The organism is Vibrio sp. D417a, from assembly GCF_030248595.1.
Taxonomy (GTDB): domain Bacteria; phylum Pseudomonadota; class Gammaproteobacteria; order Enterobacterales; family Vibrionaceae; genus Vibrio; species Vibrio alginolyticus.
This window is the reverse complement of record NZ_JAHGAM010000045.1, coordinates 1-12,915: the sequence shown is the minus strand read 5'-3', so window position 1 is coordinate 12,915 and position 12,915 is coordinate 1. Positions and strand designations below refer to the sequence as shown.

At 43.8% G+C, this 12,915-nt stretch carries 16 protein-coding genes and 1 pseudogene; 13 read left to right on the top strand and 4 right to left on the bottom strand.

The window, feature by feature from the left end; translation table 11 throughout:
• Window positions 1–6: 6 nt before the first annotated feature.
• On the bottom strand, window positions 7–1,017 hold the full coding sequence (locus tag KI742_RS22765; protein WP_213973545.1) for an alpha/beta fold hydrolase: 1,011 nt from the start codon (window positions 1,015–1,017) through the stop codon (window positions 7–9).
• 65 nt (window positions 1,018–1,082) lie between these two features.
• Between KI742_RS22765 and rhtB the strand changes: the two genes are divergently transcribed.
• From rhtB to KI742_RS22730, 7 genes are all read left to right on the top strand, one after another.
• Entirely contained in the window at window positions 1,083–1,700 is a 618-nt protein-coding gene (rhtB, locus tag KI742_RS22760) for a homoserine/homoserine lactone efflux protein (RefSeq protein WP_054729573.1), read from the top strand.
• Between the two features lie 24 nt (window positions 1,701–1,724).
• On the top strand, window positions 1,725–2,948 hold the full coding sequence (locus tag KI742_RS22755) for an EAL and HDOD domain-containing protein (RefSeq protein ID WP_053304474.1): 1,224 nt from the start codon (window positions 1,725–1,727) through the stop codon (window positions 2,946–2,948).
• Window positions 2,949–3,102: 154 nt separating this feature from the next.
• Complete coding sequence (locus KI742_RS22750) at window positions 3,103–3,438, top strand: metalloregulator ArsR/SmtB family transcription factor (RefSeq protein ID WP_005378730.1); 336 nt, start codon at window positions 3,103–3,105, stop codon at window positions 3,436–3,438.
• Between the two features lie 42 nt (window positions 3,439–3,480).
• A complete protein-coding gene (locus KI742_RS22745) occupies window positions 3,481–4,482 on the top strand; it encodes an ArsJ-associated glyceraldehyde-3-phosphate dehydrogenase (protein ID WP_005383630.1) in 1,002 nt (333 codons plus the stop codon).
• A gap of 13 nt (window positions 4,483–4,495) precedes the next feature.
• Window positions 4,496–4,990 carry a cyclin-dependent kinase inhibitor 3 family protein gene (locus KI742_RS22740; protein ID WP_047103991.1) on the top strand — a complete coding sequence of 165 codons (495 nt, stop codon included), beginning with the start codon at window positions 4,496–4,498 and terminating at the stop codon, window positions 4,988–4,990.
• 254 nt (window positions 4,991–5,244) lie between these two features.
• On the top strand, window positions 5,245–6,462 hold the full coding sequence (gene arsJ, locus KI742_RS22735) for an organoarsenical effux MFS transporter ArsJ (RefSeq protein WP_017636081.1): 1,218 nt from the start codon (window positions 5,245–5,247) through the stop codon (window positions 6,460–6,462).
• Window positions 6,463–6,745: 283 nt separating this feature from the next.
• Complete coding sequence (locus KI742_RS22730; protein WP_213901871.1) at window positions 6,746–7,759, top strand: acyltransferase; 1,014 nt, start codon at window positions 6,746–6,748, stop codon at window positions 7,757–7,759.
• Here the strand turns inward: KI742_RS22730 and KI742_RS22725 are convergent.
• On the bottom strand, window positions 7,756–8,085 hold the full coding sequence (locus tag KI742_RS22725) for a DUF2500 domain-containing protein (protein ID WP_005389668.1): 330 nt from the start codon (window positions 8,083–8,085) through the stop codon (window positions 7,756–7,758). The two genes, KI742_RS22730 and KI742_RS22725, sit on opposite strands and share 4 nt — an antisense overlap.
• Before the next feature lie 94 nt (window positions 8,086–8,179).
• On the opposite strand from KI742_RS22725, the gene KI742_RS22720 reads away from it, so the two are divergent.
• The 5 genes from KI742_RS22720 to KI742_RS22700 all read left to right on the top strand — a co-directional run bounded on the left by KI742_RS22720 (window position 8,180) and on the right by KI742_RS22700 (window position 11,467).
• Window positions 8,180–8,356: a hypothetical protein gene (locus tag KI742_RS22720; RefSeq protein ID WP_167415536.1), complete on the top strand. Its 177-nt coding sequence runs from the start codon at window positions 8,180–8,182 to the stop codon at window positions 8,354–8,356.
• A gap of 56 nt (window positions 8,357–8,412) precedes the next feature.
• The gene (locus KI742_RS22715; protein ID WP_005378717.1) at window positions 8,413–8,781 is read left to right on the top strand and encodes a hypothetical protein; all 369 of its coding nucleotides are present in this window, start codon (window positions 8,413–8,415) and stop codon (window positions 8,779–8,781) included.
• 1,082 nt (window positions 8,782–9,863) lie between these two features.
• Window positions 9,864–10,484 carry a lysoplasmalogenase gene (locus KI742_RS22710; RefSeq protein ID WP_005389670.1) on the top strand — a complete coding sequence of 207 codons (621 nt, stop codon included), beginning with the start codon at window positions 9,864–9,866 and terminating at the stop codon, window positions 10,482–10,484.
• Between the two features lie 69 nt (window positions 10,485–10,553).
• A complete protein-coding gene (locus KI742_RS22705; RefSeq protein WP_005378711.1) occupies window positions 10,554–10,775 on the top strand; it encodes a YecH family metal-binding protein in 222 nt (73 codons plus the stop codon).
• A gap of 107 nt (window positions 10,776–10,882) precedes the next feature.
• A complete protein-coding gene (locus KI742_RS22700; RefSeq protein ID WP_005389671.1) occupies window positions 10,883–11,467 on the top strand; it encodes a YhgN family NAAT transporter in 585 nt (194 codons plus the stop codon).
• Between the two features lie 57 nt (window positions 11,468–11,524).
• Here KI742_RS22700 and KI742_RS22695 read toward each other — a convergent pair whose 3' ends face one another.
• The gene (locus KI742_RS22695; RefSeq protein ID WP_005378704.1) at window positions 11,525–11,791 is read right to left on the bottom strand and encodes a DUF1145 domain-containing protein; all 267 of its coding nucleotides are present in this window, start codon (window positions 11,789–11,791) and stop codon (window positions 11,525–11,527) included.
• Window positions 11,792–11,816: 25 nt separating this feature from the next.
• Window positions 11,817–12,416 (bottom strand): 16S rRNA (guanine(966)-N(2))-methyltransferase RsmD, encoded by a 600-nt coding sequence (gene rsmD, locus KI742_RS22690; RefSeq protein WP_005378702.1) that lies wholly within the window; start codon window positions 12,414–12,416, stop codon window positions 11,817–11,819.
• A gap of 230 nt (window positions 12,417–12,646) precedes the next feature.
• Here rsmD and KI742_RS22685 point away from each other — a divergent pair.
• A pseudogene (locus KI742_RS22685) lies at window positions 12,647–12,915 on the top strand (signal recognition particle-docking protein FtsY); the annotation flags it as partial.

The window sequence follows — 12,915 nt, the reverse complement described above, 5'->3', positions numbered from 1 at the left end:
GAGTTCTTATTGTGCTTGTTCGTTTGATGGCGATTTAGGGTTATTCATAAAGCGGAAAATCGCATCGAGCGCTTGATTACGATACTTGTCGGTCTCGAACAAGATTTCATGCTGTGCGCCTTCGATAGAAAGCAGCTCCGCGTGCGGGTTGGTTTTCCGCAATTTATCAATAAAACGCTTTTGCGCGAGATTGCTAACAATCCGATCGTTTCCGGCTTGGATTAGGATGACTGGTATTTTGACTTGGCGAGTTAATAAAAAGCACTGCTTAGCGGCCATGAGCCCTTGCCAAACCCAGCGAGTGCTTGGCCCACCGACTTGCAGTTCCGGTTTTTCCGTATATAGGTTTCGGAACCATTGGTAGCGGCCGTAACTTTGGCTAAGTGGGTTATCTTCAAAGGGCTTAGGGAAGTAGGCCTGATGTCCTGGTGCATAGCGTGGCAAAGTCGATACCGCTGACATAATTTGTGTGACCGGAATCGCTATTGGTGATAGGTACCATGGCAGGTTAATGCCAAACATGGGCGCACTTAGAATCAAACCAGTAAAAGGGTGTTCTGGGTGAGTTTGCAGGTAACGTGTGGCGATCGCGCCGCCCATAGAGTGCGCGATGATGAAGCATTGTTGATATTCGCTAAGGTCGTGTTTTTTTACGACGATGTCCATATCATCAATATAATCAGTAAAGTCATAGACGTGGCCCATATCTGAGTCAGATAATAAACGATCTGATAAACCTTGTCCGCGGTGGTCAAAGGAATAGACATCGAAACCTTGGCGGTAGAGATCGTAAAACAGCTCTTGGTATTTCCAGGAAGACTCAATGCGTCCATTTACGATGAGCACGGCTTTTTTATGCTCTGGGTTGGTTAGCTTGCACCAGTAAATGTTCTTTTTCTCAGTCCCTTTAACAAAGCCCTCTTGGCGAGTTTGCCAAAGTGCTGCGATCGGACCACCAATTGCTTGCTCAAATAATGTCTCTTGAGTATAAGTCAAAGGTGAATGGTTAGTCGCCATTAGTTGATTACCTGAAGATACGTTGTTTACGCGATGTATCATCGAAGAATTAGTGAGGAAATGCAATGGATACCCATGTCTGGTTAGCTTATGTAGTAACAGCAATCGTTTTTAGTTTGGCTCCGGGCTCTGGCACGGTGAACTCAATCAGTAATGGTTTGAGTTACGGTACCCGTAAATCACTGGGTGCCATTATTGGCTTACAAATTGGTTTAGTTATCCACATCGCGCTGGTGGGGGCGGGTATTGGTGCGCTTGTCGCGCAGTCAGCAACCGCATTTTCTGTCATTAAATGGGTTGGTGCCGCTTATCTGGTTTGGCTGGGGGTTCAGAAATGGCGCGACACATCAAGCTTAGTCGCAGCTGAAAACCACAACGAGATGTCAGGCACGGCGCTGTTGTACAAGGCAGTGTTGATTAACCTCACCAACCCTAAATCGATTGTTTTTCTGGTGGCGTTGTTCCCGCAGTTTATTGACCCGGCAAAAGACCAAATCACGCAACTGTTGGTGCTTGGCGTCACTACGGTCGTGATTGATGCGTGTGTAATGTTGGGTTACACGAGCTTGGCAGCACAAATGGGACGTTTTATTCGCTCCGATAAAATCATGGGAAAAATAAACAAAGTATTCGGTTCAATGTTCATGGGTTGTGGTGCATTATTAGCAGCTGCAAAGTCATAAGCCATTTATAGGTCCTTCTTTAGCATGAATACAACGTATGTCGCTCGCCAGCCGATCTTTAACCGAAAAAGACAGACGCTGGGTTATGAATTGTTGTTTCGAGACGGGGAGAGTAACGCATACCCTTCACATATTGATTCAAATCGAGCGACATACCGACTGATCGTCGAAAACTTCCTATCACTGGGTACTAACCCAGTGATTGCCTCTTCAAGATGCTTTATTAACTTTCCTCATCAAAGCTTGGTGCGACGTTTGCCGCGCAGTTTGCCGAAAAACAAAATTGTCATCGAAGTGTTGGAAACGTGCCAACCTACGGATGAGCTTCTTGATGCGATTCGTGAGTTTTATCGAGAAGGTTACTTGATCGCTTTGGATGACTTCACCCTAACACCAGAATGGCGTCGTTTTTTGCCATATGTGCATATTGTGAAGCTCGACATTATGGCGATGGGGCTCGAAAAGGCCTGTGAACTGGTCAAAACACACCTTGCCAAACGCGTCAAATACCACTTTTTAGCAGAACGTGTTGAAACCGCAGAAGAGTTTGAGCAAGCGAAAGCGGCTGGCTTTAAATTTTTCCAAGGTTATTTTTTTAGCAAGCCACTCGTCTCGCAGACTAAATACGTCAGTCCTGAGCAAGTGTTGGCATTGCAACTGTTTCGTGAAGTTTGTGCTCCTGAGCCTGACTTTACTCGTATCGAGTCCATCATTACGCAAGATGTCGCGTTGTCGTATAAATTATTGCGTTTTGTAAATACGCAAGCGCCGAATTTGGCTGTCGAAATCAGCTCTTTTCGTCAGGCATTGATTTATCTTGGCCAGGATAACCTTAAGCAGTTTGTCTCTTTGGTTGTGGCATCGTATATCTCCAGTAACAAGCCTCGAGAGCTGTATCACCTTTCATTGCAACGAGCTCAATTTTGCCAATTGATGTCGCGCTATCAGCCATTCTCTCACCTCAACGAACAAGGTTTCATGGTTGGTTTGCTGTCGATTCTAGATGCGTTGCTGGATCTTTCGGTGGAATCTTTAGTTAGGCAGTTACCGCTTAGTCATTCAGTACAACAAGCGCTATTACATCGCAAAGGGGTTTATGGTGCACTTATTTCCCTCGAAGAGTGCTACGAGCGTGCCGATTGGTCGGGGGTTGAAAAAATCACGATGCAATTGGGGTTGCCTTTAGAGGAAGTGAAGCTCTCCTTAGGTGAAGCGGTTCGCTGGAGTCAAAGCATCGCGACTGCATAATTTCTGGTCTTATCTTTTATCTCTTTGAATCTCTCTCTTTACAATCAAGCTGTTCGTTAGATGTGAAACTTTTATGACGATGGACGGTTTCCTCTTGACGATATACCTTAATTAAATAAACATATACGCATATCCATATATAGGTATGTTCATTATGCTTCCACATCAGTTTTTTAAGCTGTTATCCGATGAAACACGCGTACGTTGTTTAATGCTCGTGGCCCGTGAAGGTGAAACTTGCGTTGGTGATTTGGCGTTTGCTCTGCAAGAGAGCCAGCCGAAAGTTTCTCGTCATCTTGCTCAGTTACGATCCAGTGGCATCTTGGTGGATAAACGCCAAGGGCAATGGGTGTATTACGAGTTATCACAGCAATTACCAGGTTGGATGCGAAAGTTAATTGAAGACTTAGTGGCATCAAACTGTTTGAAGCAGGAATACCAAGACGACATCACACGCTTACACGATAAAAGTCGTGAGGCTTGCTGTTAACAGCGAATAGAGATTCAAGGTAGAAGATTAGAGGGTAAAACTATGACAATTAAAGTAGGAATTAATGGCTTTGGCCGAATTGGTCGCTTAGCGCTGCGAGCGGCATTTGATTGGCCAGAATTGGAGTTTGTGTTAATCAACGATGTCGCAGGTGACGCCGCTACGCTTGGTCACTTATTAGAATTCGATTCAGTACAAGGTCGTTGGCATCATGGAGTTCAGGTCGAAGGCAGTGAGCTCGTCATCAACGGCAAGCGTGTCGCCACGACTCAACAACGCGATATCGATGCGGTGAACTGGTCTGATTGTGATGTTGTGATTGAAGCGACAGGCGTACATCGCAAAACATCATTCCTAAATAAATACCTAGAGCAAGGCGTAAAACGTGTCGTGGTAAGCGCACCTGTGAAAGAAGAAGGTATCGCGAACATTGTGGTGGGCGTGAACGACCATATTTTCGACCCTGAAAAACATCGTATCGTGACAGCAGCTTCGTGTACGACTAACTGTATCGCACCTGTGGTTAAAGTCATTCATGAGAAATTGGGTATCGAACAATCTTCTTTTACGACCATTCACGACCTGACGAATACGCAAACTATTTTAGATGCGCCACACAAAGATCTACGCCGTGCAAGAGCATGCGGCATGAGCCTTATCCCGACCACGACGGGTAGCGCGAAGGCGATTGTCGAAATTTTCCCAGAATTAAAAGACAAAATTAATGGTCATGCGGTTCGCGTACCTCTAGCAAACGCATCGTTAACAGACATCATTTTTGATGTGAAGCGTGATACCACAGCAGAAGAAGTGAATGCACTGTTAAAAGAAGCATCTGAAGGTGATTTGAAAGGCATCCTTGGCTTCGAAGAGCGTCCTTTAGTTTCTATCGATTATAAAGGCGACCAACGTTCAACCATCGTTGATGCGCAATCAACCATGGTTGTGGGTTCTCGTATGGTTAAGATTTACGCTTGGTACGATAACGAAATGGGTTATGCAACGCGCACAGCAGAGCTGGTTCGTAACGTTGGTTTGGCTTAAAAAGGGGGTCACAATGTCTCATCCTACATGGCAATTAGATTTGGACTCCGGTGCTTTAATCTTAACACCGTGCCCAGGAACGAAAGGTGTCGATTTGCATGCGTCGTTAGAACAGTTGAAAGAGCAGGGTGTTCAAGCGGTCGTTACTGCATTAGATGATAGTGAATTAGCTGCGAAGAATGTCTCTGCATTGGGTGAAGCCACTCAGCAACTGGGTATGAAATGGTTCCAGATCGAGATTGAAGACGACTGCGCACCAGATGAAGAATTTGCGACGAAGTGGCAACAAGCCAGTCCGGAACTGCACGCGATTCTTGCTCAAGGTGGCAAAGTTGCGATGCATTGCATGGGTGGTTCGGGGCGCACAGGTTTGTTCGCTGCTCACCTACTCCTAGAAAAGGAATGGCAGTTAGAAGATATCGTGCGAGAAGTGCAGGCATTGCGCCCTGGTGCATTTACAAAACCTGTGCAAGTTGAGTACATCGAACGCGTGGCTCAAGACACTTGATCAGCTTAAATAGCTTTTGGTTCATTATGATCCAAAAGCTAAATTCGAGCTTCTTCAGGATACGACTGTTTACAAAAAATGCCATTAACATTAACTAATCAATTGTTTTTAAAATGTATTTTGCTTTTTATTGATGTTGGGGCATTTTTTGAAAATCACAGTAACATTGTATTGGTCAATGTTGCTGTACAGGTTAGGAAGCATTTAGAACATGATGATCTAAATGCTTCTATCGCTGTACATATGAGGTCAATATGATTTCTCAATTAAGCAAAAGTATTCGTCAGTACATGTTAGTGACGTTTAACTATTGGAACTTTACGGTGACCGATGGCGCACTGCGTATGCTAGTGGTGCTCTATTTTCATGACTTAGGTTATTCCACGTTAGCTATTGCCTCACTGTTCCTTTTCTATGAATTTTTTGGTGTGGTGACAAACCTGGTTGGTGGTTGGCTGGGCGCAAGGTTAGGCCTTAATAAAACCATGAACATTGGTTTAGCGATGCAAGTGTTTGCGTTGTTGATGCTCGCAGTACCAAATGCATGGCTGACCATTCCTTGGGTGATGGCAGCGCAAGCTCTGTCGGGGATTGCCAAAGATCTGAACAAAATGAGTGCTAAGAGCGCGATTAAAACGCTAGTACCAGACGAGCAGCAAGGGGCGCTCTACAAATGGGTAGCGATTTTAACTGGCTCGAAGAATGCACTCAAAGGAGCGGGCTTTTTTGTTGGTGGCTTGCTGCTATCTTGGGTGGGTTTTCAAAACTCGATGTTTATTATGGCGGGTGTACTTACATTAGTGTTTGTTTGCAGCATGATCTGGCTAGAAGCGGACATGGGTAAAGCTAAGAGTAAACCTAAGTTTCGCCAAATATTCTCCAAGTCTGAATCGATAAACATTTTATCCGCAGCACGCATGTTCTTGTTTGGTGCTCGTGATGTGTGGTTTGTCGTTGCTCTGCCTATTTATCTTGGTAGCGTGTTTGGCTGGGATCACTTGTGGGTTGGTAGCTTTCTCGCTACGTGGGTCATTGCTTATGGGTTTGTGCAAGGCTTTGCGCCGCGTATTACTGGCAAAGCGCAAGGTCGTGTGCCTGATGGTAGTGCAGCATTGGTGTGGGCAGGAGTCCTAGCGTTAATTACGGCTGGTATTGCTTATGGTGTGCAAATCGGTTGGCAGCCTGAATTGGTGATTGTGGTAGGTTTGATGATTTTTGGCGCTGTGTTTGCCATTAACTCTTCGCTGCACTCGTACTTGATAGTGAGCTACGCTAAAGGCGATGGCGTCTCGTTGGATGTTGGTTTTTATTACATGGCCAATGCGATGGGACGCTTGATTGGCACGGTATTATCGGGTTGGATCTACCAAGAGGCTGGTCTTGCAGCGTGCTTATGGGTTTCTTTTGCTTTCTTGGCACTGACGACGCTGATTTCAATTAAGTTGCCAAAAGCTGATGTTGCTACTGCGTAACTATCCCCAGTATCGCTATCTGTCGATGGTATAAATGGCTCCAAATCGGAGCCATTTTTGTTTCTTATGCGCCGTTTGCTGTAATCAGATTGTGTCGGTTTGGCATCGAGAGTGAATACTGATGCTTGGTTTTTGGTTCTCGTTAAGTGATTAGAGTGGTGATGAAATCCCCGTTGTAGGTCATTGTTGAGTTAAAAATAAGCAAAAACAGATTGTTAACCATTTCACTGGTTGAGATTTACCCTATGCTATAAACGATAAGCGACTCAAAGTAGGGAAAGGTATGAGAGAAAGGGTTCTGTTTTTTGATTTATTGCGCTGCTTCGCAGCGGTAGCAGTGATCGCCATTCACGTCTTGGCACCGTATCGAAATGAGTTAGGAGTGATTCCATTTGACCAATGGCTGACAGCGGTAGGCGTGAATAGCGTAACCCGCTGGGCAGTGCCAGTTTTTATTTTGATCACCGGAGCGCTAATGCTCAGTGACACTCGACCATTTGACGGTAAGTATTATATCAAAAGGCGTTTGGGCAAAGTTTTAGTTCCATTTCTTATTTGGTCGATGTTTTATGCATACCTTTCAGGTTGGACTTCTCAAGGCTTTGATTTTGAAACCGTAAAAGAGGTATTAAGCAATAGCCCATTCCACGCAACGTATTACCATCTCGGCTTTTTCTATTACTTTATACCACTGTATTTTGTGATTCCGCTGTTTCAATGGATGGTACGCAACGTGGATGACAACGTCTTGTATACCTATCTCGCATTTTGGCTTTTCACCAGCACACTGTTCTTGTTCAAGATTGATGGCCCTTGGAGTAATCAGATGTGGCTTTATATGGGTTACCTTCCACTGGGGTATGTTTTATTTCAAAAGGTACCTTCGAATCGCTCTATGGTGACCTTATTTGTTGGGCTAGGACTCGTGGCGTTGGCAGTGACCTTTACGATGGTTGTGACAAATAGCTTAGAGGCGGAGAAGTATACGGTTGGGCGCTGGCTCTCTTATAAAACACTGAATGTGATTCTAGCGGCTTCGATGATTTTTATGATCGGGCGTTACTTTGGTGAAGGCTTATCACCAAAAGTACAAAAAGTGGTCAGTGTGATCAGTCAGCACAGCTTGGGGATTTACTTACTTCACCCTATTTTCTTATGGCCGATGAAAGAGTTCGGTTGGTACACAGGACATCCTGCGTGGGTGATTCCAGTCTGGATCGTTCTAAGTGGAGCTGGAGCCTTGGCGATGAGCTATCTCTTTTCTCGTTCTGCCAAGACTCGTTGGTTACTGCCTTAACGTTTGATAGCGAAGTGAAGGAACTTGTTGCCGCGATAGGTCAGTGTTCCCTTATCTCCAGGGTTGAGTGCATGGTAGTAATGCACTCCAATTTGGAATTCACGCTTTGGACCGATAGAACCACGTTGAACGTAAATCCAATACTCTTGATCGTCTTGACCTGGTGGTGCGTTTGGTATGTCTATCGCTTGTTTATCTAAAACCGTTACCTGCGCGCTTTGCTCTGGAGCGTCTTCGCCCACATAGTGCTTACTATAAAAACGGAAAAACACCCACGCGCCCAAGGCAATAAGGGCGAATAGGGCGACAATAAGTGAGATTGGCATATTAACCTCCAATGTTTTATCGGGTCCCATTCTACAGAACTCGCTGACGAAACGATGAGTTGAGGTAACTTATTCATAATCTAATGAAAGGGATATGGAGATTATTCGGCGCACTTCACGATTTATCTTAATGATGCACGATGAAATCGTTGCTTCATCTGCAAGCTACGTCACTAAAGCTGAACTAAGCAGCTTTCACTTGTCTGGCTATATGCGCTCAAGGGCACAAATTGAAAGTAAAATTGCACTTAACGGCTCGAAAAAGCTCTAAATTTATAGAAGAATAAAAATAATGAACATAGGAAGGGTCTGGTAAGGAGGGTTACGATGTCAGATATTGAAAAAGTAGTCATGCGTACCCGAACGATCGAAAAACTTTTGCGTACTCAGTACCATGCAGAAGGGAAAGGGTTGCACCAACTTATTAATAGTTGTGAAGAACGTTTACCGCATGACGTGATAGCAAAGCTTCGATTCATCGCGACAGTGCGTAATAAAGTGGTGCACGAAGACGATTACAAGCTGGATGATCGTAAAGGCTTTATGGCGGCATGTGATGCTTGTGAAAAAGAGCTGACACCAAGAAGCTCTCGCTTTATTTGGCGTACAGCAATTTTGCTAATGACGTTGATTACGCTGGCCGCTCTTGGTTTCTACTATATGCACTGGGATATTTTGTCTAAGCACATTCAGTAGAGCTATACAGATAAATAAAAAAGGACGCATTTGCGTCCTTTTTTATTTTAAATCATTGGGTTAGTACATCATTGGCAGTGTCATTAAACCCACAACCACTGCAATCATAACCAGCCCTTGTTTTTGAGAAGATGAAATCATAACACTACCCCTTAATCTTTGATGAACTCGATGAATTTAATATAGCACTGTTTTTGGGGTTTGATCAACATATGCTCGTTAATCTTTTCAAAAACCACACTTAACTTGTCTGGTTTTACGTGATTCTGACTAATGAAACTATGTTTTTTGTCCTGTATTTAAAGTGTTCACATTGTTTTATTTTTATCCTTTGTTGTTTTAACTATTTGATTTTATAGTGTTAAATGGTTTGTGGGGTTGGCTTTGTAATTGTTTTTTGTTTCGAATGGTATGTTGGGTCTTTATTTTGTCTGTATTTCTCAAAAATTGAGAAAATTAAAAAATGTGCTATGAGGTTACATCGTCAAATCGAAAGCATGGAGTGAGATTTTCTTACCTTATGAGAAAATCTGGGCTTCAAAAGTGTTTTGTGATTTTATGGTTTATGAAGTCCGCACTTTTATCTGTTATTGAAATTATGATTTTATTTATCATTGACTTACTTTTCTTGTCTGATGTTTTTTTTTACTGAATTAAGGTCAGTTTTCTTAGTTTTTACCCCTAATCATCAGTAGTTCCTCCTCTCTTAGAGCGCTACTAAGACTATTTTCTATTTTGTGTCTGTTATTTATTCTTGTTGCCTGCATTACATACATCCTGGTGGTTTAATCGTCAGTTTGTGAAATGGCGGCTTACCTGGAGCACTTATCTGTTTTTCAGTTAAATAGTTTTAGAAAGCGCTGGTTATTGTGTCGTGTGATTTGATGGGTTCGGCTGATGAGCAAAGCTTGGCCCCAATGTTTAGTGGCATCATTCAGGCTCATCGGCTTTATTATTACGTAGGCTGAGGGTTACAAAATGTTTCGAATCGCTAGCGAGATCCAACTTTCGTAGATTGTGTCTTTACATCAAAACTGGTCTACCTAGACTAGCGGCGAGTTTAAGTAAAAGGTGTATACTGCATGTGGAGTTGGCTGGCGATAGGGCTATCAGGTGTGTATTCCGTGTTGGGAGCAAAGCAAGCTAACCCGACACAATCCCTCGTGTTTAAAATCTTTACTCTGCTACTTCTTCTTGTGTTGGTGTTAACTCAAGGTGCATCCGCAACATATACCTACTGGATTGCGGGTGGGCTTATTGTGTCTATGGTGGCAGATACGCTGCACTCGTTTAAAACTCGTAAGCTAATCTATTTTACGGCTTATCTGGTTGCCCAGGTATGCTACAGCAAGTCATTTTGGGTGCAGCTTAATGGTGAGATTGTCTGGTGGCTGTTGGCCCTGTTGCTTGCAGCGAGTATCGTGGCGTTCTTTTTGTTGCTACCTCAACTCGACTCTCTGGTATTCCCTGTTGTGATCATGGGGATGATGCTGGTTCAACTTGCTTGGGCAGCCGGTGAAGTTTGGTTACAAGTGCCGAGTTACGCCAATGCTATCGGCTTTAGCGGAACCTTAGTTCTCATCTATTCGGCGCTGGCATACGCGATACACGGTTATCGAAAACCGATGAAACACGCCTATTTGTGGGTGAGTGGTAGTTACTTTTTTGCTCATGCCCTCATTGTTGCCTCAATCATTTACTAATTTAAGTCAAAGCAGCTCTTGAGGATTTCAGTAAACTGAACGCATTGTTCTTGATAACTGGAGTCAATAATGAGTGAAATCCATGCTCACGAGCTGCTAAACCTACTTAGAGAAACACCAATGGATCGCGAAGCCCTCACACAGCACTTTGGCGCTAGCGTTCGCTTTCACACCTGTAAACTGAATGATCTAGACTTAGATGCATTACTAGCATTTTTGCTCAAGCGCGACAAAATTCGTGAGCTTGAAGGTAAGTTTGTGGTCAATATGGCGCGAGTTTGCAATCACTAAACGGCGGCTAAGATCGAGGGTGAATATGGTGTGTTCGCCCCTCAGTCATATACTCATGTTGTCAGTTTGCTATACACTGGCCGCCATTTTTTAGGTGAGGCCAGAATATGGACATTCTTTCTGCAGCGACCATGCTGTTTCTAATCATGGACCCTCTCGGTAACTTGCCGATTGTGTTGTCTATTCTCAAACATATCGATCCCAAGCGTCGTCGTAAGGTATTGATTCGTGAACTACTGTTTGCCTTACTGATCTTGATGCTATTTCTGTTTGCAGGACAAAGCATCTTAAGTTTTTTGCATGTCCAGCCAGAAACGCTCAGCATTTCAGGTGGCATTATTCTCTTCATTATTGCGATTAAGATGATTTTCCCGAGTGCTGGCAGCATTACTGGACTGGCAGCAGGCGAGGAGCCCTTTATTGTTCCGATGGCCATTCCTATGATCGCGGGCCCTTCAGTGATTGCAGCCTTGCTTTTACTGTCTTCGCAACATCCAGAGAAAATGTTGGAAATGTCAGCATCAGTCGTAATTGCGTGGGGCGCAACATTTTTTATACTGATGTTTTATGGCTTCTTTAATCGCTTGTTGGGTGAACGTGGCTTGAAGGCGGTAGAACGCTTAATGGGCTTGTTACTGGTGATGATCTCCACTCAAATGTTCTTGGATGGTGTAAAAAGTTACATTGGGTGACGAACGAAACGCAGAAAAAAAGCCGCTCACAAGAGCGGCTTTTTCGTATCTGAGCGATTACATCATGTGTTTACGACGAATATCGAGTAGGGCAAAAATACCAAAAATCAGGATTGAATATTTTTCCCAACTGCTCATTTTTATTTTGTCGCCAAATGCACCAATGAAGATGGCCATTTGTAAACCGTGCATGATGAACAAAAAAGCGGTCATGATGTATAGCGCAATCGCGGCATTGCCGGGAAAGGGCATAAAAATATTTAGGATTAATACTAACCAAACAAAGGCGATAGCCGCTTTGGCCAGCATAATTAGTGCTTTCATTTAAGTATCCTTTTAAATCGAGGCGTTATGCGGAGGTACGTTCGTACAGACGATAGCTCACTTGGCCTGCTGTTTTTTCTCGATGTAATTGCCAGTTTTCTGGTAAGTCGGCAATATTGAGTTCTTTTTCTGTTTCAATATAAATCATCGCATCTTCCGCGAGCCAGCCATTTTGTTCTAGCAGAGCCACGGTCTCATCCAATAGACCTTTGCGAAACGGTGGGTCAATAAACACCACATGGTGAGCAGAACCCGGTTGCTTCAAAAAACTCAGTGCGTCGGTATTTACCACTTGGATGTTGTTCGCGTTAAGAGAGGCAACATTCTTTTGTAACTGTTGGAAAGCTTGTGGGTTTAGCTCAACCATGGTCACTTGCTCTGCTTGGCGCGAAGCTGACTCAAATCCCAAGCCGCCAGAGCCAGCAAACAAGTCGAGACATTTTGCCTGTGGTACATCTTGAGCTAACCAGTTAAACAGCGTTTCTTTGACGCGATCTGTCGTGGGGCGTAAGCCTTCAGCATCGTGTACAGGAAGTTTTCTGCCTCTCCATAAGCCACTAATAATGCGAACAAAGCCCGTTGTTGGCTTTTTTTGTGATGAGTTTTGCTGGCGACGTCTTACCATAGATTTTTTGACCGCTAATAAAGTGATACTATATCTAATCGCCCAAGCAATGAGCTTGGAGCTTGGATACAGCCCAGAATATTCAAGATGACAGAGTGTAACACTAATAAGATTAGAATTACCTAATCGGAAAGTTTTCAGAACTTTGTCATTAGCCTTTTTTAGACAGATAATAATCTTGTCAAAAAAGAGTCATTAATAGATAAAAGAACAATCTAGGATAGCCCCAGATGACGGAAAAAAAGAAGCGCGGATTACTTTCGTGGCTAGGTTTTGGTGACGAAGAACAAAGCCCAAAACCAAAAACTGAAGAAACAGTAAAAGAAGAAGCAGTGGAAGCGCCTTCTGAAGAGCAGCAAACCGAAGCGGTTGCTGAGCAAGCGGAAGCAACACCAGAACTTGAAGAAGAAGAGAAACAATCAGAGGCTGCCCCAGCAGAAGCAGAAGCAGAAGCAGAAGCAGAAGCAGAAGCAGAAGCAGAAGCAGAAGCAGAAGCAGA

Bases quoted from the DNA above. Each gene is read 5' to 3' on its own strand.
- KI742_RS22715 (WP_005378717.1), top strand. From the start codon at position 8,413: ATGTCAGATATTGAAAAAGTAGTCATGCGTACCCGAACGATCGAAAAA.
- rsmD (WP_005378702.1), bottom strand. From the start codon at position 12,416: ATGGTAAGACGTCGCCAGCAAAACTCATCACAAAAAAAGCCAACAACG.
- KI742_RS22710 (WP_005389670.1), top strand. From the start codon at position 9,864: ATGTGGAGTTGGCTGGCGATAGGGCTATCAGGTGTGTATTCCGTGTTG.
- KI742_RS22725 (WP_005389668.1), bottom strand. From the start codon at position 8,085: ATGCCAATCTCACTTATTGTCGCCCTATTCGCCCTTATTGCCTTGGGC.
- KI742_RS22755 (WP_053304474.1), top strand. From the start codon at position 1,725: ATGAATACAACGTATGTCGCTCGCCAGCCGATCTTTAACCGAAAAAGA.
- KI742_RS22700 (WP_005389671.1), top strand. From the start codon at position 10,883: ATGGACATTCTTTCTGCAGCGACCATGCTGTTTCTAATCATGGACCCT.
- KI742_RS22740 (WP_047103991.1), top strand. From the start codon at position 4,496: ATGTCTCATCCTACATGGCAATTAGATTTGGACTCCGGTGCTTTAATC.
- KI742_RS22705 (WP_005378711.1), top strand. From the start codon at position 10,554: ATGAGTGAAATCCATGCTCACGAGCTGCTAAACCTACTTAGAGAAACA.
- KI742_RS22765 (WP_213973545.1), bottom strand. From the start codon at position 1,017: ATGGCGACTAACCATTCACCTTTGACTTATACTCAAGAGACATTATTT.
- KI742_RS22730 (WP_213901871.1), top strand. From the start codon at position 6,746: ATGAGAGAAAGGGTTCTGTTTTTTGATTTATTGCGCTGCTTCGCAGCG.
- KI742_RS22720 (WP_167415536.1), top strand. From the start codon at position 8,180: ATGGAGATTATTCGGCGCACTTCACGATTTATCTTAATGATGCACGAT.
- arsJ (WP_017636081.1), top strand. From the start codon at position 5,245: ATGATTTCTCAATTAAGCAAAAGTATTCGTCAGTACATGTTAGTGACG.
- KI742_RS22750 (WP_005378730.1), top strand. From the start codon at position 3,103: ATGCTTCCACATCAGTTTTTTAAGCTGTTATCCGATGAAACACGCGTA.
- KI742_RS22695 (WP_005378704.1), bottom strand. From the start codon at position 11,791: ATGAAAGCACTAATTATGCTGGCCAAAGCGGCTATCGCCTTTGTTTGG.
- KI742_RS22745 (WP_005383630.1), top strand. From the start codon at position 3,481: ATGACAATTAAAGTAGGAATTAATGGCTTTGGCCGAATTGGTCGCTTA.
- rhtB (WP_054729573.1), top strand. From the start codon at position 1,083: ATGGATACCCATGTCTGGTTAGCTTATGTAGTAACAGCAATCGTTTTT.